This is a genomic window from Halalkalibacter alkaliphilus, assembly GCF_023555415.1.
Taxonomy (GTDB): Bacteria; Bacillota; Bacilli; order Bacillales; family Bacillaceae_D; genus Halalkalibacter; species Halalkalibacter alkaliphilus.
On record NZ_JAKRYL010000039.1, the window covers coordinates 1 to 25794 of the forward strand.

The window sequence follows — 25794 nt, forward strand, 5'->3', positions numbered from 1 at the left end:
CAAATACCGTTTCTTTTTTTTCAATCTTAGCTTTAATGGTTGTTTAACATTTAAGTTAACCGACCCACTTTTCTTAGTTACAATAATTTTCTCCATTGTAAACCCCCTATTCTATTATTTTTTAATGAATTATTAATTACTTTTGAAATATTCAAACTATTATAATCGCAAAAAAACAAGGAAGAAAGTTCATTTATGTACGTTTTTTTCTTAGTGAAATCTATAAATTAAGTTTTGAATTAGTGGAATTAAATCGCATCCCCCTTCGTATGAAAGCGCTTTAAATATAATCTAAAGAAATTATAGCATCACCATTTCAGAAAAACAATAGATGTTTTACTGAAAATTTTCAAAAGTTGAAATTAGCTGTTCTTGGTTGTATTTTAAAGTAATTTTCTTTCTAATTTATTTCATTTGATAAATGTATAAGTATATTTAGATAACCCCTCTTACTCTTTTAATATGACAATATAATAAGAGTAGTCTAAAAAGCAACAACCCTAAAATCCCTGACATCCTGCTCTATATGCAAAAAATATCAAATCTATTTAAATGAAAGACAACTAACATTAAATTGGTTAGCAGTTGGTCTTTTCCTTGAGCTAGTATAATAATTATAAAATAAACAACCAAACTCTTTCATGTAAAACATAAAAAATCCGATAAGTACAAATCATATTTTTTTCTTTGTTTTCTGAAAAAAACAATTGAAAACTACTTTAGAGTTTTATAAAATAGAAGAGAACATAAAAATACATCTAAAACAGAGGATTATTATGTCAAATAACTAATAGAAAGGTGATGAATCAATGCGCAAAATTCGTTGGGGAATCTTAGGAAGTGCAAGTATTGCAAAACGTGCAGTTATCCCTGGAATTATACAATCAGAGACAGGGGAAGTCGCTGCAATAGCAAGTCGTAGCATTGAGAGTGCGAAGGAAGTAGCGGAGGAGTTTGAAATTCCAGTAACTTACGGAAGCTACGAAGCGTTACTTGCTGACAACTCAATTGATGCCGTTTACATTCCACTCCCTAATCACTTACACAAGGAATGGACTATTAAAGCAGCAGATGCAGGTAAACACATATTATGTGAAAAACCTTTAGCACTTAATGCAAATGAAGCACAAGAAATGGTAAATGCATGCAACCAAGCAGGTGTCATACTAGCTGAAGCCTTAATGTATCGCTACCACCCGCGTTACAGTATGATTCGAGACATCATTCAATCTGGTGAAATTGGAGATATCCGCAGTATTCATGGTGCATTCACATTCAATAACCCTATGAACAGGATTAATGGTAATTTCCGCTACAAGAAAGAATTTGGCGGCGGCTCTATGTACGATGTCGGGGTATATCCTATCACTGCGGCACGTATGATATTAGGTCAGGAGCCACAAGCTGCAACTGTACACGCACTTTTCTCAGAGGAATACGAAGATGTCGACATTATGGCTGCTGGAGTCCTAGAATTTGATCATGGTGTCGCATTAAGTTTTGACTGCAGTATTTGGGCCGGCGCACGTAATACACTAGATATCATTGGTTCGGATGGACGCATTGAAGTCCCCTCTGCATTTCTAACAAAACAAGATAAAACTGACAACATTTTCGTTATAACAATGGACGGTAGAAATGAAGTAAGAAGAGAAATAGAGGTTCCGCTTGTAAGCGATTACACACTGCAAGTAGATGTTGTAGGAAGAGCTATTCTTAACGAAAAAAACCTTCCTTACCCATCTTCAGATTCACTCTTAAATATGAAGGTCGTTGATGCATGCCTAAAATCTGCTAAAGAACGTCGACGCGTTGAACTATAAAAGGAGGTTTCTATTATGAAAACAATAAATATAAAAGGATTAGATAAACCTATCACTACATTAATTCAAGGTTCAGATTACTTTAAACCAGATATTTACGAAACTGTATCTACAGTACTCGATCGTTACTTAGCTCTAGGGGGTAACATCATTGACACCGCATACGGTTATAGTAGAGGACAAAGTGAAGTTGCCATCGGCATGTGGTTAGAGGAAAGAAATAATCGTGAAGATGTCATCATCCTCACAAAAGGAGCTCATCCGGATCCAAATGGTCCACGGGTTAACCGAGAGTGCATAAACAATGATTTATCGGTAAGCTTAGAACGTCTAAAAACTGATTACATTGACTTATATGCATTACACCGCGATGATCCAAACGTACCTGTAAGTACGATTATCGATATATTGAATGAACATATCGAAGCCGGAAGAATAAAAGCAATTGGTGTTTCAAACTGGACGACAAAAAGAATTCAAGAAGCCAATGAATATGCTACTGCAAACAACAAGATCGGTTTTACATTCAATAGCCCTAACCTTAGTCTCGCAAAAGCTAAGGAACCATATTTTCCAGGCAGTATTTCAGCAGATAAAGAGTATTGCGCTTGGCATGAAGAAACTCAAATGCCACTCTTATCTTGGTCCTCCCAAGCAAGAGGCTTTTTCACAGGACACTTTACTCCAGAAGACCGAAGCAATGAGGATTTAGTACGTGTATTTTATAGTGATGCCAATTGGGAACGCTATGATCGAGCAGAACAATTAGCAAAAGAAAAAAATGTTACACTAATTCAAATTGCACTTGCGTACGTACTAAACCAACCATTTCCTACATGCGCGGTAATCGGCCCTCGAAACGAAGAAGAATTAAATTCATGTTATGAAGGAGCTAATATTCCGTTAACTCGTGAGGAAGTTGAGTGGTTAGAACATGGAAAGGTAAGAGTATAAAAGAGCTGATTAAAAAGTAAATAAATAGGTTATTACTAGAGGGTGTCAAAAGGGTCTGTTTATTGACCTTTTGACACCCTCTTTCCTATTATTAGTTAGTGGTAAATGCATGAATGGCTAATTCCCCCCTCCCAAAAGGCCACTGTGAAACTAAAAAAAGACATAGCTACTAAAGATTAGCTACGTCTTTTTTTAGTTAAGAATCTATTTAACAACAGTATGAAAGTGAAGAAAAGGAATAGATTTAGACGGTTGATCGTTTTATAAGCCGAAGTCTCCACTAGCATCAACCTAAGAATACTGGAAAAGGGATTGGGGAATGTCGTCAGCTCTCCCCTCGACCGACCCCAACATTTGACTTAGAACCTTGTTTTAAGGATTCAACAATATAATCAGCCGTCCGAATCGCAAAAGCAACAGTAGTTAAAGTAGGGTTGGCTCTTCCAACGGTTGGTAAAACACTGTTGTCGGCAACGTAAAGCCCTTCAACTCCATGAATTTGACCATAACGATTCGTAGCCGAAGTCGATGGATCATCCCCCATACGGCATGTTCCAGTTTCGTGATAATCACTTCCAATTGGCATAATACAAACAGAAGGGTTATCATCTCCTGCAACCTTTTTAAGGATTTGCCTGATCGTGTCTGTCATCTCAGAAATGACCAGCTGATCATTATCACTATATGAAAAATCAATATTTAACATAGGGACACCAAATTCATCAACCCGAGTAGGATCAAGGGAAATTCTATTCTCGTATCGAGACTCCACTTTTCCATACCCCCCTATATTAATGGTAACGTCTTCATTGAATGGTCTTTCTTGTTCAGGTGCATGCCACGTATTTGGATCGAGCATTGCAAGTAAATAAGGACAATTCTCACCATGCGGAATTAGAACTCCTAATGTTCCTAATGTCTCAGGAAATTGATCTCGAGGCATCAAAGTAGTCGCTCGTACTCCGGAATGATTAGCCAAGTAATGGCCAATCGCATCTCCTTTAATTCCTGAATTTAATAAGATACGTGGAGTTTCGAACGTACTAGCCGCTAATACAATGTTTTTAGCTTTTAATGTATATGCATTTTTTTCTGAATCCATTACTCGTAACCCTTGTGCTCGACCATTCTCAGTGTACACTTTCACAACTTTTGCTTTAACAGCAAGATCAAAAGACCAATTTAATGCCCTTGCAAGGAATGAAAGAGAACTGAAAAAAACATTAGAATGGATTTCACCATTACCCGTACCTTTCAAGTCCGTGGCCATTGGAATATAAGTCGAATCAGAAAAACCAGCGTTATGCAAACGTTGAATCACTGTTTCAGTAAGGGGAGAACCTTTAAAGAAGGATTTAGTAACATTCATAGCTGTTTCTGCTACACCATAATAGTAATTCATTTCATCTAAAGAAACAGGCCAGTCCTTAAGGTCACATACGTCCATCCTTGGAGAAATTTGTGTCCAAAATAACATCCTGCCACCTAATGCATTCACTTCAATTGCATCAGGGTAATTAGAAGAATACTTTGAAGTATAGGATGTATGATTTTCACTATATAAAAATTGCTGAAATCTTTCAGATGTCATGGTTGGTAAATTTCGTGCATGAGTAGGAATCAAGGGATCCCCAGCTTCAAGCATACCAATTCGCTTCCCTTCAGCCGCCATTTTTTCGCAAAGCCTCCAAAGAGCAGCACCTCCACCAGCACCCGATCCAACAATAATTACATCATATTCATTACGACTCATTTCTTCCAACGTTACAGTGGGAATCCAGTGGTTCATTGTTTGAGACGGACGCCCTAAAGGACAAGAAGGTAAATTTAAACTCATTTCGTTCACTCCTTTCTAATTATTTCGTAAAGTTTTAATCGATTTGCCAGAAAATAACTCAATTGCTTATTTGATATCAGGCCAAAAAGAAAACATAAGGCTCTTTTCAAAATTGGTTTATACTCAAAAAACTCTATATTCCTAGTAGCTTTTTCTCCATTTGTATATGGCGTTTTGTCATTTGTAACGCTCTTCCAGAAAGATGGTCTTCATATTCAGACATAATGTACCCATCGAAATCTGAATCCTGTATAATTGGTAATATGTCTTGATACGGGATGCTAGCTTCCTCCAAATTCTCATCTAAATAATGAAATTTCCCATGAAAATGAATGACGTTTGGCATAATTTTCTTCAAACCTTCAAAATCGGGTTCATTATAGAAAGTTACAAATCCATACATCCCTTGAAATGCCATCATAACAGCTTCATTTGCTCCAGCATCAAGTAAAATTTGTCTTGCTTCCTCTCGCGGCACACCGTCATATCGTAATTTCGCCGCCTTTTCGAGTAACTCGAGAGGCGCTCCATTTGCTAATGCTTCATCCCAATGAGGTTTGTTAGGACGAGTTGCAAAAGTGCCAAAATCAACAACAAAACCAAGATAATCAGAACCTGTCTTTTCAATCACTTCTAAATATTGTTGCATTAATGGTGATGTTGGGGTCTCAGGATTGTGAATTTCAACACCAACTTTAATTCCGTAGTTTTCAGCATAAGGGGCTAGTTTACCTAACGCAACTGGTGATAAAAGCTGTTGTGCACGCATAACTTTACAACCTAGTTTATTAGCAGTTTTCAAGTCAATTATTGCTGATTGTAAAATTTCCTCTTCAGTTAAATCTCTATCGGATCTAACACCGCGATCAGCACTTGCTCCATATGAGAAAAATTCAATCCCGTAGGAATTAGTCATCGTTTTAAATTCATCAAGAACCTTTTCACTTGCATATGGATATGATGAAAGCATTTGTGTACCTACAACCTCAAATCCTTCCGCTCCAAATTCAGCTGCTGTACGAACACAATCTTCTAATGTGAAAGTTCCTTTGGCATATTCATCTGTAAAACTATATAAAGATATTCCTAATTTAATATTACTCATCTAAATTGCTCCTCTCTTATTCACTAACTGCCAGTGTTTTACTACCACAAGAATCTAAAACAGCGTAATCCCGAGATTTCGAGCTACCTGGAACGGCCATATAAGGTATACGTAATTTTAAGATTACATCAATCTCATGTTCTCCATTTGACAAGCCCCCAGGCGAATACACTTTAATCGTTGCTGGTTCTGTTAAATTCCAAAACTCTGAAACAAGACTCGGGAGCTGATTAACTGTAAATTCTTTTTCATTTAAACAAAAAGTTAGATGATTAGGGTTCACCGCTTGCCCATCAACATTTACACCAAATTCCTCAATACATGATAAAAAGTGTCCGCGATAATTACTAAGACGGATTTGAAACTCAAATCCTAATTTTTTTCCATTCACATAAGTATTTTTTAAACTTTCATCACATACAACATCCACAAAATCTAATTTCATTTTAAATGCCATCTTTTTCCCTCCTCATTTTCACGAAAATCCTACTGGCTTCTATTTTCAATCGATGGAGATATCCAAATATATCAAATTATCTATTGTAAACTTTTTTTTCGCCAAGAATATTTTTTAACAATACTTGATGACGCCTTACTTGTTCTACACTATCTACATCTACGAAATCTTGAATGTGACGATTCCCTTCATACTCACTATTAATATAACCTTCATAACCTCCATCCACTAATACATTGATAATCTCATTGATTGGAATACTAGGTTCTTCATATTTTTCAGTTATCTCGTAAAATTTACCATGAACATGGAAAATATAAGGGATATACTGTTTTAAGATTTTAGGATCCGTATAAACAAAATGTGTTACAAACTCAGCATACTTAATGTCAAGTTCATTCGCATAATTCATTTTCTTTACAGCATTTAATGTTTCGTGCTTGTCTTCCCCATTTGCATAATTATCACTTACAAATTTAACAATTTCAGGTGTCGCACCATCACGAATATATCTTTGCTCCATTACCGGAGCCATTCTTTTCACAAAGATACCTAGATCCGGCATAATACCAAACCATTTGGTGCCGCTACTTAGAATATACTCCATTCTTTCTTCGAACCATGGAGTTCCAAATGTAAATGGAGCATGAACTTCTAAAGCAATTTTCACCCCATATTCTTCTGCGTATGGAAGAGATTTTTCTACTACTTCTAGAGGGGTAGAAACTAATGTCCGTAAAACCTTAAACCCGAGTTTATTGGCAAGTTTCAAATCTCGAACCATCATATCCACAGATTCATCTAACGTTAATAAACGATTGGGAAATAACTTTGTATCTAAGAATGCATCATAAGCGGTTGGTTCTGTACCATACTTATCCATCCAGCTAAACCACTTTTCTACAAATTCATCCGTCACCTTTGGAAATCCTTTTACCATTTGCTCCGGTAAAAGTTCGATACCTTTGGCACCTGTTTTTGAGACCTCTGCTATACACTGCTCCAAGTCTAGCTTTCTAGTATAAAATTCTTCTTGATAACTATATAAAGATACGCCGCGTTTTACTTTTACTTCACTACTCAACTGCAACCCCTCCTTTTGAATCCAAAACTTTAGGTTCTTCAAGCATTATTTCTTTTGTCCCTTCTCTAATAGTTGGGAACGGCAAATAAGAAATTCTTAAATTGATAATGACTTTCACTTTGTGTTTTCCAGGGTTTAACCCACCTTGTTTTTTCAGAAACAAAACAGCTTTTTCTCCAAGTTCCCAACGGTTATTTATAACAGTGGACATCTCATGATATGGGAAACTCCCTGTTTCAACTGTAAAAACCATATCTTCATGAGGAAAAGAAACCCCATCAATTTCTAAATCAATACTATTGATCAAAGAAAGTGCAATTCCTCGGTAATAAGGGATTCGTAATTTCAGTTCAAATCCTTCAATTTGTCCGTCTTTTACTACATTTCTAAATCCATCTTCACATACAATATATCGTTCAAACATAGAAATCACTCCTTTTAGAATGAGAAAACCATTGAATCATAGTAAAAATTACTATGTAATTTAGTCCTACAAATATTATTTTTATCTACAAAATTTTTTGATTAAAAAGAATTTATATTAAGTGTAATCCCTATAACCACTGAGTATTTCAGGACTATAGGGATATCAAAAATCTAATTAAACTAGGAGAGTTTCATCTGTATTTATTTTAACTGTTTCACCAGTTTCTGCTGCCTTATAGATTGCCTCAAGAATTTGAGTTACAACAAAAGCCTCTTCAGGTTTTACTAAAGGTTCTGTGTCATTAATAATTGATTCTAACCACTGTTTCGCTTCAGCTACAGCCTCTCCTGCGTGTTTGGCATCAAAAAAGTCTACACCGCCAATAATTGTAGGTTCCTCAGTTACTAATTCTCCATATGCTGCTTTGTTAATGATCAAACTTCCTTTTTTGCCCATGCCAGATGTGATTTCAGCCCCTGCTTTTGTTCCACATAACGTTGTTGCAGCTTCTTTTGCATCTGTTGTATTTAAAACCCACGAAGATTCAAGGAAAATAGTTGCCCCATCTTCCATTTTGATAAAACCAAAGGCGGAATCTTCCACTTCAAACGTTGTAGGATCCCACGGTCCAAAGACATTACCATCTACTTGATCAGCCATTTTATGAAAAACGGAACCAGTTACAGAAACAGGCTTATAGTTCCCCATCATCCACAAAGTGATATCAAGTGCATGTGTTCCGATATCGATTAAAGGACCTCCGCCTTGAGCTTCCTTATCTTGAAAAACGCCCCAAGTCGGGACAGCTTTTCTACGAAGAGCATGTGCCTTTGCAAAATAAATCTCTCCTAGAGCATCCTCATCACAAGCTTTCCGTAAGGTTTGAACATCACGTCTGAATCGATTCTGATATCCAATCGTGAATTTTTTACCTGACTTTTTCCAAGCATCAATCATTTGTTTAGCATCTTTACTTGTTGCAGCCATCGGTTTCTCACATAATACATGTTTTCCAGCTTCAAATGCAGCAACAGTAATTGGTGCATGAGAATTATTCGGCGTTAATACATGTACTAGATCAATTGATTCATCTTTTAATAACTCTAGATAATCAGCATAAACACCAGAATCTTCAGTTCCGTATTTTTCTTTAGCTTCGATTGCACGTTCTACAACCACATCACAAAAAGCTACAATCTCAGCAATATCACTAAAAGTAGAAAGCGCTGGTAAATGTTTCTGATTAGCAATTCCTCCACAACCAATAATTCCAATTCTTAGTTTCTTATTTTCCATAATAGAACCCTCCAACGTTTAATTTTATTACTCTAGTTTTCAGTAGGTAGCATCATACATTTTCAGTGTAATTTTACTTAAATTACAAAACCGTCCATGTACTCCTCTTCTTGAAAGCGCTTAATTTAACTTATACAAATAATATATCACGTTTTTTTCAGTAAAACAATCATTTTTTTCTTATTTTTCAAACTCGTTTTCATAGTCGGTTTATTTAATGATCTCAATTGTTTAGCTTCCAATCCTTGTCCAGAAACTATTTTTATTTATGTAAATACAAAGTGGAATCCATTAATAGTTTCTTTTTCCGGCTAATATACTCGAACGTAATTAGTATTTTTTCTGAAAAAGAAGGATTGATAGATTTTGTCATTTTGCTTTATTTTCTTTCGTACTTTTCTTTGTTACATAAAAAATCCTTGGAGCTCAACTTAGGCTTTTCTCCAAGGATTTTGTTATATTTTATACAGATGTAGAACTAGCAGACTGCATAATAGTTTCTATAGAAACCCATTGTTTTCTACGAGATGACTGCTCGACAGCCTCTAGTACAGCCTGATTTTTAACTCCATCTACAAAATTAGGAGACGGGCTGTATCCTTTATCGATCCCATCCATTAACTCCACCATAAGGTTTATAAAGGTGTGTTCATATCCAATGATATGAGCTGTCGGCCAATAGGCGCCGGCATATGGGTGAATCTCTTCTGTGCAGTTAATTGTTCTGAATCCTTGCAAGCCTGGTTCATCATCATGAAAATAGACTTGAAGATTGTTCATGTTTTCCCCATCCCACCGAATAGAACCTTTTTCACCATTGATTTCAAATCGATTCCCATTTCGATTGCCACCTGCAAAACGAGTAGCCTCAAAAGTACCAATTGCACCGTTTTCAAATCGAGCAATGAAGACACTTGCATCGTCGACATTGACGTCACCCATTTTATCACTCGATGCTTTGCCACTTAAACCAGAGCTACTTTCTACAATTGGACGTTGTTTAATAAACGTTTCCATTATTCCAGACACTTCTTTGAATTCTCCGACTAAAAATCTTGCTAAATCTATGCTATGGGCTGCAAGATCCCCATGCGAACCAGAGCCACATACTTCCTTATCTAAACGCCATACAAGTGGAAATTTGGGGTCCATAATCCAATCTTGTAAATAAGTTGCACGAATATGATATATTTTACCTAAACGATCTGTATCAATTAACTTTTTAGCAAACTGGATGGCAGGAGCAAAGCGGTAATTATAATTAATCATGTGAATCACTCCATTTTTCTCTACCGCTTCCAACATTCGTTTAGATTGTTCCAACGTCATAGCCAGTGGTTTTTCACAATATACGTGTTTTCCAGCTTCCGCTGCTGCGATGGCAATTTCCGTGTGCGCATTATTTGGAGTCACAATATCAATTAAATCGATATCAGCCCGTTCAATCAATTTTCTCCAATCCGTTTCATAGCTTAGCCATCCCATTTTCTCTGCCGCTTCTTTAACACCTTCTTCATTTCTACCACATAAAGCTTGTAATACAGGTTCTACCTTGTTATCAAAGTAAAATGGCACGTCACGGTATGCATGCGAATGAGCTTTCCCCATAAACTTGTAACCAATCATCCCTATGCGTACTTGTTTTTTGTTTACGCCCACCATATTTCAGCAGCTCCTTCTTTAATAATTTGACCTTGTAGAAAAGATACAGCTTTTGAAAATCCTTCTTCCACACTCATTAAGGCATCTTCATGTTCAATGCTAATCGCTCCTTGGTATCCAATGGTTTGGAGTGCACTAATAATCTCTTTCCATGTATCTTCACCGTGACCATAACCAACAGTTCTAAAAATCCAAGAACGATTTGCAATATCTGTATAACTCTTTGTGTCGAGGACTCCGTTTAGCTGATTATTTTGTTCATCAATTTTTGTATCTTTCGCATGGAAGTGGTAGAGGGCATCTTCTTTCCCTAATGCTTTTATACAAGCAACTGGATCCATTCCTTGCCAAAAGTAATGACTCGGGTCAAAGTTTGCTCCAATTCGGTCACCACATTCGCTTCTTAAGCGCAGCAACGTTTCTGTGTTATATACGACAAATCCCGGATGTGGCTCAATGGCAACTCGGACACCGAATAGCTCTAGAAACTCATTTTGTGCTCTCCAATATGGAATTACCTTTTCCTTCCACTGCCAATCTAAGACTTCAGAAAAATCATTTGGCCATGCGCACGTATTCCAGACAGGGTTCAATGAATGGTCAGATTCACCTGGACATCCAGAAAAAGTGACAACCGTTTCAACACCTAATTTTGCAGCAAGTCGAACAGTTTCTTCAAATGCCTGATGATCTCTGGATGCAATTTCCTTATTGGGATGAAGCGGATTACCATGGCAACTTAGTGCACTTATATTAATTCCACGAGAAGTAAACGCTTCTTTAAACTTCTTTAACTTTTCATCATCAGCTAATAAATCGGATGGTTTACAATGCGCTTCACCTACAAAACCACCTGTACCTATTTCAACTGTATCAAGACCTTTTTCCTTAATATAATCCAATGCTTCCTCTAATGATTTATTCGAAAATAAGACTAAAAATACACCTAGTTTCATAGAAAATTTTCCTCCTTTGAATTAATAAAACAGGAATAATAAATGGTAATTAAGAAAGGAACCTTTCCGCAGTTCGAATGGCTTCTGATAAGTCTTTTGAGGTAGGAGTATATTCTAGACCAAAGTAACCTTGATAAGAAGTACCTTTAATAGCATCAATTACTGCCTTATAATTGATTTCACCACTAGTTATTTCATTTCTGCCAGGATGTCCAGCTCCATGAATATGGCCGATTTTATCAATATTCTTAGTAATGGTGTTAATCAAGTTACCTTCACTAATTTGTTGATGATAAACGTCATATAGTACTTTAACGTTTGGACTTCCAACTTCCTCAATGATTTGAAACGCTTCTTCTGAGCTCCAAAGATAATAGTCTTTATGATATAGATCAACTTTTACATTGAGTGGTTCAATAATTAATGTGATACCAGCTTCTTCAAACATTGGAGCACATTGTTTTAATCCATCAACTATACTTTGATGTTGAATGTCTCTTGGAACACCTAGTATCTCATCACCTACAGTAGTAATGACAAGATTACTTCCCAAATCTTTGGCTACTTGTATTGTTTCAGAACACTTTTTTACATATTCATCACGGAATTTTGGATCCGTTAAGCTGACTTTGTCTGTCATAATAGCTACAATTTCCATTTGTAATTCGTTGACTGTCTTTTTAATCGACTCTATATCCTTATCTCTCCAATGCCAGAATTCTACTGAATTACAACCAGCTTCTTTTACTGCTTTAATACTCTCAACAGGGTCTCCACGAAAAAAAACGGCATCAAAACATACAGATAATTTCATAAACGCTCTCCTCTAAAAAATAATATGGGTACAAAATGAATCGAGATTACACATTTACTACTAACACAAGAATTAACCAGTTCATCGAGTTATTCACAGGTCAAAAGTAAGTTTTCTAACTTTAAAATATTAGGGGGTTTAAGCCCTATTTAAAAAAAGGTTTGAGCAGTCGGGGGAGGGTGGGTGGCTGCTCAAACGCTTTTATCTATACCTTAATCTAATTCACCAAACCGTAATCCCGTTGGAACTTGAGTTGGCTTTTCACAAGTACTTTCCATTATATATGTTGTTCCATCTTCAGCCGTTTTTTCAAAGGCCAATAGCGCTTCCATTACGTGGTAAGTTAAATCTCCATTCGTACGGTGTGGTCTTCCTTGAAGCAGCGCGTTAGCCATATCCAATACTCCTAATCCACGCGAATTGTACCCTACATTATGATAAGCAAGTGGAAATTCTGTCACAAACTCTCCCATTAAACTTGGGTTATTGACTGTTTTTACAGCTTCAATCCAGTCATAGCCTTCTATGCTATCGACCATGTTGTCACCTCTAATTAATTTCACAGGCCCTCCAAACATATTAGGATCTGGAACCATCAAAGTCCCTTCAGTTCCGTAAATCTCTAATTTTGGTAAATTGGAAAACCATACGTCGAAGCTCATATTGACCGTAGCGATAACTCCATTTTCAAATTCCATCAATCCAGAATAATGAGTAAGTACGTCAACATCGATTGATTTTTTGGATCTAATATTTGAGTTTAAAACCGTTCTTTCTTCATGAGTTTTTTTAGCAAGACATGTAATTTTTTTGATCGGGCCCAATAAAGCTACCATCGCGGTAATGTAATATGGTCCCATGTCAAGCATTGGACCACCGCCTTCTTTATAGTAGAAATCAGGAGCTGGGTGCCATAGCTCATGTCCGTGACACATAAAGTTCGCCGTGACAGCTACTGGGCTGCCAATCCAGCCATCATCTAACACTTTTTTCGACGTTTGAATTCCAGCTCCTAGGAACGAATCCGGAGAACAACCTAACATTAATCCTTTACTACGAGCAAACTCGATTGATTTTTCTGCTTCTTCCAAATTTAAAGCAAGTGGCTTTTCACAATATACATGCTTCCCCACTTCTAATGCTGCCATATTAATCTCAAAGTGGGCAGCTGGTATAGTGAGGTTTAACACAATTTCAACATCCGGATCTTCAAGAAGTTCTTCTACACTACATGCTTTTGGAACACTATATTTAGAGGCCAATTCTTTCGCTTTATCTACGAACATGTCTGCACAAGCTATCACTTCAATTAATTTATATCTTTGCGTCAAATTATCCATATAAACATTACTAATTGTACCGCAACCAATGATACCAACTTTCACTGTCTTCAATTTTACTCCTCCTAATCAAACCAATAAAATCTGCTTTGAAAGTTAATTGTATATAGGTGATAGTTCGTGATCTATATACCACTTTGAAAGCAAAAGCGATGCAACAGGATCCGGGGTTCCGTCACTCTCGATCGCCATCCATCCTTTGTGGTCGTGTTTTTTAAGAAGTTTCCATAGCCCTTTAAAATCGACCTCTCCGCCACCGACTTCCCAAAACCAACGTGTACCATCATCAGCGAATTCAGCACCTGGGCCGTATCGGATATGATCCGGAACACCATAGTGATCTGTATCTTTAAGGTGAAAATATTTAACTCTCTCGTGATATTTGTCATAAAACTGGACAGGATCAACACCCATAAGAGCTAACTGAGCGGTGTCCAAGCAATAAGCAACATATTCTGGATCCGTTAATTCAATAAAGCGTTCATGGTCATGCAGATTGATAGCACAGAAAAATTCATTATGAATGCAAGCAGTAATCCCTTTATCTGCAGCCATTCTACCTATTTCGTTAAAGCATTCAGCAGCTGTTTTTAACTGATCAGAAGATAGTGGGCCAGTCCCGTAATAATTTCCTGCAGGCATAATATTAATATTTTCCCCGCCAAGTTCATATGTGCTATCAATCATCATTTGGTTGTATGCCCAAATCTGATTGTGATTGCTTTTGTCTTCAGAACCGCTCGCAAATGAGAATGTACCTGTTATCTGTTCAATCCCTCTTTCCTTCGAAAATTCAGAAAAGTTTTTTAGAGATCCGAAAAAGTGCTTAATATAAGGGATTGTATAGAACATCAATTCAATCCCCGTGATTCCTGCTGTCACGTGATATTTTAAAATTTTATCCCAATCCATATAGTACGCCACGTTACTTCTGTCAACGTTATACATTTCCTTGAAGTTATTAATTTTAGGGAAATCAGTAATCATTCCCCACATATTTGTCATATAAGAGTATTTTAAATTATTCATACGGAAATACCTCTTGATTTTGTTATGACATGATCTATAAACCAACGCATCTTAAGAAGACCTCTGTACACATTAAATGTTTTTTTAGACTCACAAAATACCCAACCGTCATAGTGAGAGTTTACTAAAACTTTGTAACAAGCTTGTATATCTACTTTTCCGTCCCCTAAATCTCGGTAAACCAACTGTGATCCATTAATAGGTAATTCTGCATTTATAGATTTATAATTATTTTCCTCATCTTCGAAATCAGTGTCACTAAAGCGAACATAAGCAAGTCTATTCTGATGCTTAGTTAATACCGTTACAGGATCAACACCAGCTATAGCTAAATGAGCTAAATCGGGACTATACAGTATTTCTTGGTCAAGATCTTTAAGGAAATCGTCAATCTTATTCCCACGTATCAAACTCCAAAATTCATTCTTTATAGAAACTTGTAACCCTTTGTTAGCTGCCTTAATAGCGGAATTGTTTAATAAATTCGTGATTTTTCGAAGAAATTCATATTCCCAAACCTCCGTTGCATCACCTAAAAATTTTGCTAACAAACCTATTTCAGGGGTCGGCGATACAACTAATCCTTTTCCACCAATCTTTGTTAGAAATTCCAACGCCTCATCAACTAATTTCTCAAAGGCATCAAAGAATTCTTCCGGTCCACGACCTGTAGTTGATAAATCAACCATCGTGTCGTTCGCACTAATGTGGACACTTGGGACCTTCTCAATCCCTATCTCATTTAGAAATTCAAGGAAAGAAGAGACTGAACCATACTTCTCAATAACAGCGCTTTCACTAACAGGCATCCCGCTTCTTCCTTGGTTGAAAGCAATACCATCACTTCCATATGGATTATAGGGTAGTTCAATTTCCCTAAAACCCGCAGCTGAAATGAGCTTTAACATTTCAACCCAATATGACTTTGATAACATCATATCGAAATTAGGTCCATTCACCCTCATGTTTACCATTTCAAGACTGCATCCAAATTTCATGAACTGATCCTCCTTTAACTTACTTATAAATCGGAGATAATTCTTGATCAATATACCATTTCGAAAGAAGTAATGACGCAAGTGGATCAGGAGTCCCATCAGTCTCAATTGTCATCCAACCTTTATGGTTGTGCTTCTTGAGCAATTTCCACAATCCTTTGAAGTCAACAACACCACCACCTAATTCCCAGAACCAACGTGTACCTTCATCTGCAAATTCAGCACCCGGGGCAAATCTTTCATTATCTGGAGCATTGGGATGTGTTGTATCCTTCAAGTGAAAGTATTTAATTCTATCATGGTATTTATCATAGAATTGAACAGGGTCTACACCCATAATTGCAACTTGAGCAGTATCTAAGCAATATGAAACATACTTTGGATCCGTCATCTCTAAGTACTCCTCATGATCGTACAGATTCACAGCGCACCAAAATTCATTATGAATACAAGCTGTTATTCCTTTGTCAGCTGCTCTTCTTCCAATTTCATTCATACAATCTGCAGCATTTCTTAGTTGATCTTTTGATAGCGGCCCCGTACCATAGTACTCTCCGGCAGGCATGATGACCATATTTTCTCCACCCAATTCGTACAAGTCATCAATCCACATTTGGTTGAATTGTACAGCATTATTAAAGTTTTCTTTATTTTCTGAACCGGGTGCAAGTGAAAACATACCAGTAATCTGTTCAATTCCTCTTTCTTTCGCGAATTCTTTAAAATTTGTAAGAGAACCAAAAAATTGCTTGATATAAGGTATATGGTAAAACATGACTTCAATTCCCTTTATGCCCGCGGCGACATGGTATTTAAAAATTTTATCCCAGTCCATGTAGTAGGCAGCATTTCCGTAATCATCTGCATACCATTCATTAAGGTCATTAATTTTCGGGAAATCTGTAATCATTCCCCACATATTAGTCATATACGAATATTTCAAATTTTCCATCGTTATTCATCTCCCCTTATGATTTAATTAGTACGTTATCGATATACCAGCGCATTTTCAAAAATGCCCTGTAAACATTAAGAGTTTTCTTAGATTCACAGATTACCCAGCCATCGTAGCCAGAATTCTCTAAAACTTTATACACCTCTGGTAGATTTACTTTCCCATCACCTAAATCGCAAAATACTCTTTGAGGTCCTACAATTGGTAATTCAGGGTTTGTTTTTTTATAATTGTTTTCAAAATCCTCAAAATTAGTATCACTAAAATGTACAAAATTAAGCCTATCTTTATATTTAGTAACTGTGTCAACTGAATCCGCATATGCAATCTCTAGATGCGCCAAGTCAGGACTATATTGGACCAATCGGGAGTCAAGCTCTTCCATTAAAGAATCTATTTCATTGCCACGGACCAAACTCCAGAATTCATTTTTTATCGTCGCTTGAATTCCATTTTGGGCAGCAGACTCCCCGATTTTATTTAGAACTTGAGCTGTTTTGGAAAGGAAAGCTGGTTTCCAATCGGAATTTCCTTTCCCCATAGTAAGATCAAGTAATCCAATTTCTGGTGTAGGAGAAAGAATAAGTGCTTTCCCACCAATCTCAGCCAAAAACTCTATTGCTTCTTCAGCCGCATATTCAAACTTTTCAAATACTTTATTCGGGTCCTGTCCACTTGTTAGTAATTCAAGCATGGAGTCATTTGCATTTACATGAACACTTGTGACTTCTTCAATCCCGGAATGATTAAGCAACTCAAGAAAAGAAGTTATTGACTCATATTTTGTATTTATCGCATATTTACTAATGGGCATACCACTTCGAAGCATATTAAAAGCTATCCCATCTGACGAATAAGGGTTATATGGAAGTTCAATACCTTTGAACCCCACTGCAGAAACATATTTAAAAACCTCAAGCCAATAAGATTTTGATAACTTATGTTTAAATCCTGGTTCATTGATCCGCATGTTGATCATCTCTAAACTACAACCAAATTTCATTTTTGTAACTCCTTTCAAAACACCATATTTTTTTCGAAGATTCCAAAAAATTAAATTATATTTATCTAGTAAATTATAATTCTAATATTAGATACGTCCATTAACTTCCTATACTGGTAATGCTAACTCTTTTCACGTATGTAGTATCGCTGTATCACCTCCTCAATAGATTACGAGTATACTCATCGTGAAACTTGTATCCTCTCTATGTTGTAATAAAGAGGGGATATTTACTTTTAAGTAGAGAGCTGAAATAAAGACTTTCCCATTAAACGATCAAGAGTTCAATTTATACTTGAAGCTATATAAATTGCACGCATAAGATTTAATGCTAATTAATGGGTGTGACCCACAATTGAAAACGCTTTATTTTGCTTAACTGTAATATACCATGTAATTTTCAGTAAAACAATAATTTTTTTCAAAAAAATACAGTACATTGTTATTTTTTTTCAGAAAAAGAGAGTTCTGTTAGAATTTCTCTTAGTAAACTTTCGAACATTAAATGTAAACTTGATAATAAGACAATATAATTATTATCAAGAAGAACTGAAAAAAAATACCTAGTTATACCTTAAAAAATTTATTAAGGATAACTAAGTTATTAGTAATGATATATCGAACGCTGTAAATATTTATATAAATCGTTATAATTTGCTTCTTCTCGATAATTATAATTTTCAATACCTATTTTCTTACTTTTGCACATTCCAGCATTTTTACTTAGTTTTTGAAACTGATATGGCGTCGTATGAAAAGTTTTCTTGAAAACCTTATGAAACGTATTTAGATTAGAGAAGCCACATTCCATTGCAATTTGTATAACAGGCCAATCCGTTTTTGATAATAATTGAACGGCGTGTTCAAGGCGAATGTCAGTTAAATACTTAATAAAAGATTGTCCCATGTGCTGCTGAAAGTATCTTGATAAATAAGGGACTGTTAACTGTTCCTTTTCCGCAAGTTCGTTTAGTGTCAGTGGATGCATATAGTTTTGTTGAATATAGGTCGTTATTCTAGTTAGTCTTTCTATATTTTTTTTGCTTTTTAGCTTTGAATGACGATGATTTTTGATCTTAAATTTAGAAATTAGATTATAAACGAGGTCTAAAGTTAGGGATTGGACTTTAATTTCGTAACCCTCCCCTTTGGCTTGTGTAGTTAACATTAATTTTGCCATGATGGAGCGGATCATATTAAAAGATTCTTGATTTTCATAATTAAAAGATTCACATTGAAATCTCTCTTTTTCAATATTTTTATGAAATTTTTTTATATATAAGATAGGAATCTGTATGAGTAAGATCCTATTCTCTTCACTTGCTTCCACTCCATGAACTTCATTCATATTAATTAACAACAAATCATTTTCTTGTAATAAATACTCTTCTCTTTCAACAAAAACACGTACTCTCCCTTTAAGAACTAATAATAATTCAATCCGATCATGCCAATGCATTCCCACATATTTAACACTAGTCATTAATAAAAAAATGGGTACCTCTTTATTAGTAACTATGCTTTCATATGGATAATTCATACATACCCTCCTGTGATTTACTTGATAACCATCATCTTACTAGTAACAATGCATAAGGTAACGATGAAAGACACACTTTCATCGTTACCTACAATCAATTATTTATTTTTATTCCATTCATCAAACTGTTTTTGTTTTTCTGCAATATATTTATCAATTCCAGCTTCCCTTAATCTTTCAATAAATTCTGGCAAATATCTCTCAGGATCTACAGAACCTGTTTCAAGTCCATAAGCATACTCATTTCTTACATTAGTTAAGGCCGTAAGCTCTGAACTTACCTCAGAAGGGTCAAAAAGAAAACCTAAACCCTTTGAGTTTATTGCACTTTCATTATATTTTTGTAACTCATCCCAAAGTTCAGGATCCTCCCCTTCCATCACATAAGTTAAAAATGAATTCCCCCATAAATACGGCATATTAATACTATATCTAGTATTTGATGCATTTACACCTTCAGGGTAGACAATTACATTGTCTGCAACTTTTTCATAATGAACACCTTCAATACCCCAATTCAATAAATTTACTAGCTCTTCATCTACAAACATGAGATTTAGTAATTCCATTGCCTTTTCCGGTGCTTTAGAATTTCTTCCAATACTCCACATTTGACCAGTTAGGTGATGCGTATATGAATACGGCTGTTCCTGGTCAAATGTAACATTTTTCATTGGGGTTCCAGACTTTCTTGACTCTTGTTCATCAATACCAGGTTTATAAGCACTAAAATATGAGAATCCTCGATTTGCTCCCATTAATTCTCCTACAGATTCTGTACTTGTTGCTATATCAGGCATGATAAGCCCATCAGTATACCAATTTCTCATTGTTTTTACGAACTCTTCGTATTCAGGGGTTTCATACAAATTTACAAGTTCTAAATTATCAGTATCATCCGGAAGAACCCCAAAAAAGTCTCCTAAATTATCAAACCATGAAACAAAATTAGTTGGATGAACATTAGGTCCAAAATGGATGTTTGGGTCAACCCCTGGCTCATTTTCTTTTATCTTTCTTAATACAGATTCCACGTCAGCAAGTGTTTTTATATTATTCACATCAATGTTATGTTTTTCAAGTAAATCTACACGCATATTAATCCCATTTTTTCCAGCCATATCTTTTAAATTAGGGATACCATATGTTTTACCTTTTAACTTAAGTGAAGATAAGTATTCCTCAGGTAAGATATTTTGAATATCTACACCATATTCTTCTATTAACTCATCCAATTCAAGAAGTTGCCCTCTGGTGGCAAAGCCGATAAAGCCCATTCGACCGCTTGTAATCAACAAATCTAAATTTTCATTTCCAGATAACATTAAGTTCATTTGTTGTTGATAGTCTCCAATGCTTATTGGCATTAAATTTACTTTAGCATTTATTTTATCCAAAGTATGTTCACTAACTTTATCCTCTACTAACTGTAAGTCTCTAGGAGTTTCTCCATGTATATAAAAAGCTACAGTAAGTTCAGTTGGTTCTTCTGTTACCTCATCACCCTTTGGCTGATCCTCTCGTTCTTCAGATACATCAGTGCTGCTAGATTTATTACATGCTGATAGGATTAATAAAAGGGTAATAAACAAAAGCGATAATAATTTAAACTTTCTAATCATATCGTATCCCTCCGGCTTAATTAGTTATTGGATAAAGGAAATACTAATTGGTTCTCTTCCCCCTACAATTGACTATCTAAAAAACAGAACTCTCTCTCTTTCCCCCTTTCATACTAACCTCCTAATGTTAACGCTTTCAAAACTTTACAAAGGTGAATGATTGATGATTTCAATCGATTCTTTATAAAACCTTAACTACATTATAAATCAAATAATAGTAACAATACTTTTACTTTTTTATTGAAATTAATATTGTTTTTTATCTTTTTTATCGTTAATTGAATAGATTAAAGCATACCCTCTTTTACCACCATATTTCACAAATACAAAAAGAGCATCAACTGAGACGCTCCTATAGTGTACATAGCTTATTTTTCCTTTTTCACATATTGCAGGACCATAGCAAAGACTGTATTCATGATTTCATTAAAGTCAAGATCGTGTTCTTTCTTCAACACTTCACCTCTTGTGACTAATCGTTGAAGCAAACTTATCGTTGTCTCAAATATAGTAAAGCCAACCTTTTCGGGATCTATATCTGAACGAATAGAACCATCCTCCATCCCTTCTTTTAAATACATATCCATTAAGATATTACGGCCTCGTCTACCTTCCATGACAAATTCACGGTAACGCTCAGCGAGATCCTCATTGGGGAAATTATTATTATAATAATGGTCAAAAAATCCAATATACTTAATATGGTTTGGATTTTCAAATGTAAATTTCAGCCAAATATGCAGTAGACTTTCAAGCTTCTCTAGGCCATTCCCTCTCGCTACTGTTTGCTTATTAATATATTCGACCATTTCATCGATAACCTTCATCTGTACTTCAAATGCGATATCATCTAATGTACTAAAGTATTTATAAAAAGTAACCCTGCTTACACCAGCAATTTCACAAATGTCTTTCATTTTCACTTCAGAAAAATCTTTTTCTAATAGTAGTTTCTGTGCTGCTTTGATTATTTCTTCTCTATTTTTATTTCTCATCTCTTTATGCCACGTCGTACTCACTTGTATCTGGACACCACCGCTCTTATTTAGTTTTATCTAAAAACAATTTACAACAAGTTAATCATTTACATAAATAATATCACATCTGTTTTTCGTTGTTAATGAAATTGCTCCAATTCGATAAAAAAGATATTAAACAAATTTACAAAGGATTATTTTGTTTAACATTATTTTCCCCAGTATAAGTCATTTCTTTCCTAACACCGATCATCGTTACAAATAAACTCCCTAATAAGATGACTCCTATAAGTAGAAACGGCAAATTAATTTGAAAGTCAAATAACATTCCTGCTAATGCAGGTCCTATTATATTTCCTATACTTCCATAGGAATTGTTCATTCCAGCCACATAACCTTGTTCGTCACCTGCTTTTTTTGATAAAAGTGTGTTAAGTCCAGGCCGGAGTAAGGAAGTACTAATAGAAAATAAAATAATCATAAACAGAAGGTAAATAAAATCCCCTGAAAATAACATCAGAACAATAAATAGGGCACTTAAAGGAAAACATATTTTCATCATCCGCGTTTCCCCTAAAGAACGAACCATTTTGTCAAAGATCAATGCTTGAACGATAACCCCGACTAATGCTCCAACGGTTAAGAGAATAGCAATATCTTTAGGGCTATACCCATGTTTATTATCTACATATAAGCCTAACGTAGTTTGAAATGCAGCTAATCCAAATGTGAGTGTGAGTATAAGCAAAAGCAGCCAAAAATAAGGTGCCCTTAGAGATCGACTAAACGGTCTTAGAATGCTTTCTTTTTTCTGAACCACCTTCCTAGCTTCTTTCATTTTTTCTTTCGTTAACGTTTCTGGTAAAAACAGAAGAGATAAGATGGTAGCAATAAAGGCAATAACGGTAGAAACGTAAAAAGGAACGCGTAATCCAAATTCAGCTAAAAGGCCGCCGATACCAGGACTAATAACAAAGCCAAGCGACATAGCAGCTCCTAATAACCCCATTCCTTTGCTTCTTCCCTCATCAGTTGTTGCGTCTGCAACATAGGCTAAGTTTGCCGGTATTAAAAAGGCAAGACCAACTCCACCTATAAGTCTGGAGAAATAAAGCATCCAAAGCTCCTGACCAAAACTGAATATGAATTGTGACAATGCCAAGATGGCTAACCCTATAATGTTCATCCTCTTTCGTCCATATTGATCGGCATATTTCCCACCTAAGGGCGAAAACAAAAATTGAGTTAGCCCCATTGCAGCAACAAGGTAACCTAGATCTTTTCCACTAGCTCCAAATTCTAAGATAAATTTAGGTAGTACCGGAATAATTAACCCCACTCCAATAAAAGCAATAAACATATTCATCATTAAAATGAAAAGTGGAAGATTTCTTTGCTTAGCCATTGTCCAGCCCCCTTTTTTTTAGTAATTTAATCAATTCGATTAGTATTGACACGGTAAAACGGGCAGCACCTAAATGATGCGCCCGTTTTGTTACCAAGTTTTTTTAATTTAACTATACTGTCATCCATACATGCGGCAGTCTTCATTTCGTAAACATATCAATTAGAGAGTTAATGTCTTCGTAGAATGGGAAGCGGCAATCATAGGAATATAGGAAGCTCGTATATGTTGTTCTGCTGTAATATCATGTTGCCCCTCACTCAAACCACCTTGTTTTAAACAAGTAATAGTAGCTATTTGTTTTATTTCCCAGCGATCGTCAAATACATTCTCCATTTCATCTAATGTATAAGTCCGATCATTGATAGAAAAACGTATATCTTTTCGAGGTATCTCATCCCCATCCACTTTGATTTTTATATCTTCAATTTGAGAAAGGATATACCCTCGGTAATTAGCGATTCTCATCTTCAGTCGAAACCCAATCACTACTCCATTTTCTATAACATTGCTAAATCCATCTTCACAAATCATGTAAGTGTCATAACCAAAAACATTTCCAACGGCCATACGACCCCTCCTTAATTAAACGGAATGTGTTTTTTCAAGGTGCCTTTTCAACATTTCTTGATGACGTCTTACCTGTTCTACTTCGTCATATCCGGTATCGATATCTTGCGTTAGGCGCTGCCCTTCATATTCGCTCATTATATATCCTGAATATCCACCTTCAATCAAATAAGGCATGACATTCTCATAATCAACATCTGGTTCTTTATTATCATCATTCATTTCATAAAATTTACCGTGAATATGCGTAATATATGGCATTAACTCTAACAAATATTTAGGGTCATGATAAGTCCATACTCCAATGACTACCCGCTGAGCTAACCAAATATCTACAGGATTAGCACCCATTTTTGTTACTTTTTCAATTAAATCATTAGGAATTTCACGATTTTTATAGACATTATCTATATATTCTGTGATGTGGTTTTGACCACCATGTCGTAATGATTCGTTAATAACCACCCGGGGTATTGTCTTAGAAAAGGTTCCTAAGTCTGGCATAATTCCAAAATGTTTCGTCCCCTTCTTTTGAGCTAATTCTATATTTTTGCTCACCCATTCACTTGTTAAAATATGTGGAGCATGGGCTTCTACTGCGATCTTTATATCAAACTCCTCTGCATACGGTATACACATTTCAATGACTTCAATAGGCAAATGAAACGTTAATCGCACAATCTTAAAATCAAGTTTTTTTGCCACTCTCATAAGGTCTATTAGTTGCTCAACAATTTCCTTATGTGTCGTCATTCTATTTTTATAAACCTTTGTTTCGCCGTATACATCTAGACTAATAGGTTCAGTATCATATTTAGCCATCCATTCATGCCAATTCACAACAAACTCATCTGATAAGTTATAACTAATACTTGGATATCCAGGAATCATCTGATCTGGCAACATCTCAATTCCTCTAACTCCAAGCTTCGAAACCATTGCAATACAGTCTTCTAATGACATTTCACCAGTATAATATTTTTCTTGAAAGCTAAATAAAGAAATTCCACGTTTTATATTATGTTTGTTTGCCATCGCCATTCCCCACTTTCCATAAAAAAATAACTTGTTTGAAAAGTTTAAATGCAGTAAATAGTCAATAAAATTTATACAAAACTAGGCTTTCAGTAAAATACAATATAGTTTTATGAAAAGTTAGCTCTCTCTTTGTAATTGCTTACTTTTTTAAAGATATTTAAAGGGCAACCATGATAGGTTTTCATAGTTACCCGAAAGTTCTAATTACTCTTCGCCCATTCATCTAACTGTCTTTGTTTCTCCTTAATATACTTATCTATGCCAGCCTCTTTTAATCTTTTATTAAATTCTGGTAATGCTCTTTCAGGATCTACAGCACCGCTCTCTAGTCCAACAACAAATTCGTTTCTTACATTTGTAAGAGCCGTTAACTCTATATCCACCGGAGAAGGGTCAAAGACAAATCCAACAGCGTTAGATTTAATTGCACTTTCATTAAATTCTTGCAAATCATTCCATAGATTCGGATCTTCCTCCTCCATTATATAAGTTAAGAAAGAGTTCCCCCAAAGATGAGGAGTATTCACGTTATACCCTGAATTTGATGGATCAATACCGTCTGGATAAGTAATTACATTTTCTGTAACTTTAACATAATGTTCTCCTTCGATACCCCAATTAAACAAGTTCACTAAGTCTTCATTGACAAACATCAGATTTAAAAATTCCATTGCCTTTTCTGGGTGTTTCGTATTATTTCTAGGAATAGCCCACATTGCACCTGCAGGATGATGAGCATGTGTATGAGGCTCAATAATAGGAATGCCGACCATATCCATTCCAGCTTGTCTAGAAACTGTACCTTCTGTTCCCGGTCGAACCGGACTTAAATGTCCAATTCCAATCCCTGATCTGTATAATGTTCCAACAGGTTGTGTATTTGTCGCAATTTCAGACATAAT

23 protein-coding genes are annotated in these 25794 nt (G+C 35.6%); 2 read left to right on the forward strand and 21 right to left on the reverse strand.

What is annotated here, in order from left to right; genetic code table 11:
• Positions 1-809: 809 nt before the first annotated feature.
• Together MF646_RS21780 and MF646_RS21785 are read left to right on the forward strand one after the other, a co-directional pair.
• A complete protein-coding gene (locus tag MF646_RS21780) occupies positions 810-1823 on the forward strand; it encodes a Gfo/Idh/MocA family protein (RefSeq protein ID WP_250098609.1) in 1014 nt (337 codons plus the stop codon).
• 15 nt (positions 1824-1838) lie between these two features.
• The gene (locus MF646_RS21785) at positions 1839-2777 is read left to right on the forward strand and encodes an aldo/keto reductase (protein WP_250098610.1); all 939 of its coding nucleotides are present in this window, start codon (positions 1839-1841) and stop codon (positions 2775-2777) included.
• Between the two features lie 325 nt (positions 2778-3102).
• On the opposite strand, the gene MF646_RS21790 is transcribed toward MF646_RS21785, so the two are convergent.
• The 21 genes from MF646_RS21790 to MF646_RS21890 form a co-directional block, all read right to left on the reverse strand.
• On the reverse strand, positions 3103-4614 hold the full coding sequence (locus MF646_RS21790; protein ID WP_250098611.1) for a GMC oxidoreductase: 1512 nt from the start codon (positions 4612-4614) through the stop codon (positions 3103-3105).
• Between the two features lie 133 nt (positions 4615-4747).
• Positions 4748-5719, reverse strand: coding sequence for a sugar phosphate isomerase/epimerase family protein (locus MF646_RS21795; RefSeq protein ID WP_250098612.1), 972 nt, complete (start codon positions 5717-5719; stop codon positions 4748-4750).
• A 16-nt stretch (positions 5720-5735) separates the two neighbouring features.
• Entirely contained in the window at positions 5736-6176 is a 441-nt protein-coding gene (locus MF646_RS21800) for a C-glycoside deglycosidase beta subunit domain-containing protein (RefSeq protein ID WP_250098613.1), read from the reverse strand.
• A 76-nt stretch (positions 6177-6252) separates the two neighbouring features.
• Positions 6253-7260 carry a sugar phosphate isomerase/epimerase family protein gene (locus MF646_RS21805; protein WP_250098614.1) on the reverse strand — a complete coding sequence of 336 codons (1008 nt, stop codon included), beginning with the start codon at positions 7258-7260 and terminating at the stop codon, positions 6253-6255.
• Complete coding sequence (locus MF646_RS21810) at positions 7253-7684, reverse strand: C-glycoside deglycosidase beta subunit domain-containing protein (protein WP_250098615.1); 432 nt, start codon at positions 7682-7684, stop codon at positions 7253-7255. The genes MF646_RS21805 and MF646_RS21810 overlap by 8 nt, the downstream gene beginning before the upstream one ends.
• Before the next feature lie 177 nt (positions 7685-7861).
• Positions 7862-8983: a Gfo/Idh/MocA family protein gene (locus MF646_RS21815; RefSeq protein WP_250098616.1), complete on the reverse strand. Its 1122-nt coding sequence runs from the start codon at positions 8981-8983 to the stop codon at positions 7862-7864.
• A gap of 462 nt (positions 8984-9445) precedes the next feature.
• Positions 9446-10645: a Gfo/Idh/MocA family protein gene (locus tag MF646_RS21820; RefSeq protein WP_250098617.1), complete on the reverse strand. Its 1200-nt coding sequence runs from the start codon at positions 10643-10645 to the stop codon at positions 9446-9448.
• A complete protein-coding gene (locus MF646_RS21825; protein ID WP_250098618.1) occupies positions 10633-11601 on the reverse strand; it encodes a sugar phosphate isomerase/epimerase family protein in 969 nt (322 codons plus the stop codon). The genes MF646_RS21820 and MF646_RS21825 overlap by 13 nt, the downstream gene beginning before the upstream one ends.
• 49 nt (positions 11602-11650) lie before the next feature.
• Complete coding sequence (locus tag MF646_RS21830; protein ID WP_250098619.1) at positions 11651-12415, reverse strand: hydroxypyruvate isomerase family protein; 765 nt, start codon at positions 12413-12415, stop codon at positions 11651-11653.
• A 212-nt stretch (positions 12416-12627) separates the two neighbouring features.
• Positions 12628-13800, reverse strand: a complete 1173-nt coding sequence (locus MF646_RS21835; RefSeq protein ID WP_338035529.1) for a Gfo/Idh/MocA family protein — start codon at positions 13798-13800, stop codon at positions 12628-12630.
• A gap of 51 nt (positions 13801-13851) precedes the next feature.
• Positions 13852-14784, reverse strand: a complete 933-nt coding sequence (locus MF646_RS21840) for a sugar phosphate isomerase/epimerase family protein (RefSeq protein ID WP_250098621.1) — start codon at positions 14782-14784, stop codon at positions 13852-13854.
• Positions 14781-15782, reverse strand: a complete 1002-nt coding sequence (locus tag MF646_RS21845; RefSeq protein WP_250098622.1) for a sugar phosphate isomerase/epimerase family protein — start codon at positions 15780-15782, stop codon at positions 14781-14783. Before MF646_RS21845 ends, MF646_RS21840 begins: the two co-directional genes overlap by 4 nt.
• Before the next feature lie 19 nt (positions 15783-15801).
• Positions 15802-16734, reverse strand: coding sequence for a sugar phosphate isomerase/epimerase family protein (locus tag MF646_RS21850; protein WP_250098623.1), 933 nt, complete (start codon positions 16732-16734; stop codon positions 15802-15804).
• A gap of 16 nt (positions 16735-16750) precedes the next feature.
• Positions 16751-17740 carry a sugar phosphate isomerase/epimerase family protein gene (locus MF646_RS21855; protein WP_250098624.1) on the reverse strand — a complete coding sequence of 330 codons (990 nt, stop codon included), beginning with the start codon at positions 17738-17740 and terminating at the stop codon, positions 16751-16753.
• 604 nt (positions 17741-18344) lie between these two features.
• Positions 18345-19280 (reverse strand): AraC family transcriptional regulator, encoded by a 936-nt coding sequence (locus MF646_RS21860; RefSeq protein WP_250098625.1) that lies wholly within the window; start codon positions 19278-19280, stop codon positions 18345-18347.
• A gap of 98 nt (positions 19281-19378) precedes the next feature.
• Complete coding sequence (locus tag MF646_RS21865; protein ID WP_250098626.1) at positions 19379-20902, reverse strand: ABC transporter substrate-binding protein; 1524 nt, start codon at positions 20900-20902, stop codon at positions 19379-19381.
• 368 nt (positions 20903-21270) lie between these two features.
• The gene (locus MF646_RS21870) at positions 21271-21921 is read right to left on the reverse strand and encodes a TetR/AcrR family transcriptional regulator (RefSeq protein WP_250098627.1); all 651 of its coding nucleotides are present in this window, start codon (positions 21919-21921) and stop codon (positions 21271-21273) included.
• Between the two features lie 142 nt (positions 21922-22063).
• The gene (locus MF646_RS21875) at positions 22064-23284 is read right to left on the reverse strand and encodes an MFS transporter (RefSeq protein ID WP_250098628.1); all 1221 of its coding nucleotides are present in this window, start codon (positions 23282-23284) and stop codon (positions 22064-22066) included.
• 162 nt (positions 23285-23446) lie between these two features.
• Positions 23447-23854, reverse strand: coding sequence for a C-glycoside deglycosidase beta subunit domain-containing protein (locus MF646_RS21880; RefSeq protein WP_250098629.1), 408 nt, complete (start codon positions 23852-23854; stop codon positions 23447-23449).
• 15 nt (positions 23855-23869) lie between these two features.
• Positions 23870-24889, reverse strand: a complete 1020-nt coding sequence (locus tag MF646_RS21885; protein ID WP_250098630.1) for a sugar phosphate isomerase/epimerase family protein — start codon at positions 24887-24889, stop codon at positions 23870-23872.
• A gap of 203 nt (positions 24890-25092) precedes the next feature.
• Positions 25093-25794 (reverse strand): DUF3502 domain-containing protein (locus tag MF646_RS21890; RefSeq protein WP_250098631.1); only part of this gene is annotated, 702 nt, incomplete at its 5' end.

Coding starts and splice junctions, on each gene's coding strand:
- MF646_RS21845 (WP_250098622.1), bottom strand. CDS start 15,782: ATGAAATTTGGATGCAGTCTTGAAATGGTAAACATGAGGGTGAATGGA.
- MF646_RS21825 (WP_250098618.1), bottom strand. CDS start 11,601: ATGAAACTAGGTGTATTTTTAGTCTTATTTTCGAATAAATCATTAGAG.
- MF646_RS21885 (WP_250098630.1), bottom strand. CDS start 24,889: ATGGCAAACAAACATAATATAAAACGTGGAATTTCTTTATTTAGCTTT.
- MF646_RS21875 (WP_250098628.1), bottom strand. CDS start 23,284: ATGGCTAAGCAAAGAAATCTTCCACTTTTCATTTTAATGATGAATATG.
- MF646_RS21780 (WP_250098609.1), top strand. CDS start 810: ATGCGCAAAATTCGTTGGGGAATCTTAGGAAGTGCAAGTATTGCAAAA.
- MF646_RS21815 (WP_250098616.1), bottom strand. CDS start 8,983: ATGGAAAATAAGAAACTAAGAATTGGAATTATTGGTTGTGGAGGAATT.
- MF646_RS21810 (WP_250098615.1), bottom strand. CDS start 7,684: ATGTTTGAACGATATATTGTATGTGAAGATGGATTTAGAAATGTAGTA.
- MF646_RS21860 (WP_250098625.1), bottom strand. CDS start 19,280: ATGAATTATCCATATGAAAGCATAGTTACTAATAAAGAGGTACCCATT.
- MF646_RS21800 (WP_250098613.1), bottom strand. CDS start 6,176: ATGGCATTTAAAATGAAATTAGATTTTGTGGATGTTGTATGTGATGAA.
- MF646_RS21790 (WP_250098611.1), bottom strand. CDS start 4,614: ATGAGTTTAAATTTACCTTCTTGTCCTTTAGGGCGTCCGTCTCAAACA.
- MF646_RS21855 (WP_250098624.1), bottom strand. CDS start 17,740: ATGAAATTTGGTTGTAGTTTAGAGATGATCAACATGCGGATCAATGAA.
- MF646_RS21795 (WP_250098612.1), bottom strand. CDS start 5,719: ATGAGTAATATTAAATTAGGAATATCTTTATATAGTTTTACAGATGAA.
- MF646_RS21785 (WP_250098610.1), top strand. CDS start 1,839: ATGAAAACAATAAATATAAAAGGATTAGATAAACCTATCACTACATTA.
- MF646_RS21865 (WP_250098626.1), bottom strand. CDS start 20,902: ATGATTAGAAAGTTTAAATTATTATCGCTTTTGTTTATTACCCTTTTA.
- MF646_RS21850 (WP_250098623.1), bottom strand. CDS start 16,734: ATGGAAAATTTGAAATATTCGTATATGACTAATATGTGGGGAATGATT.
- MF646_RS21820 (WP_250098617.1), bottom strand. CDS start 10,645: ATGGTGGGCGTAAACAAAAAACAAGTACGCATAGGGATGATTGGTTAC.
- MF646_RS21840 (WP_250098621.1), bottom strand. CDS start 14,784: ATGAATAATTTAAAATACTCTTATATGACAAATATGTGGGGAATGATT.
- MF646_RS21880 (WP_250098629.1), bottom strand. CDS start 23,854: ATGGCCGTTGGAAATGTTTTTGGTTATGACACTTACATGATTTGTGAA.
- MF646_RS21830 (WP_250098619.1), bottom strand. CDS start 12,415: ATGAAATTATCTGTATGTTTTGATGCCGTTTTTTTTCGTGGAGACCCT.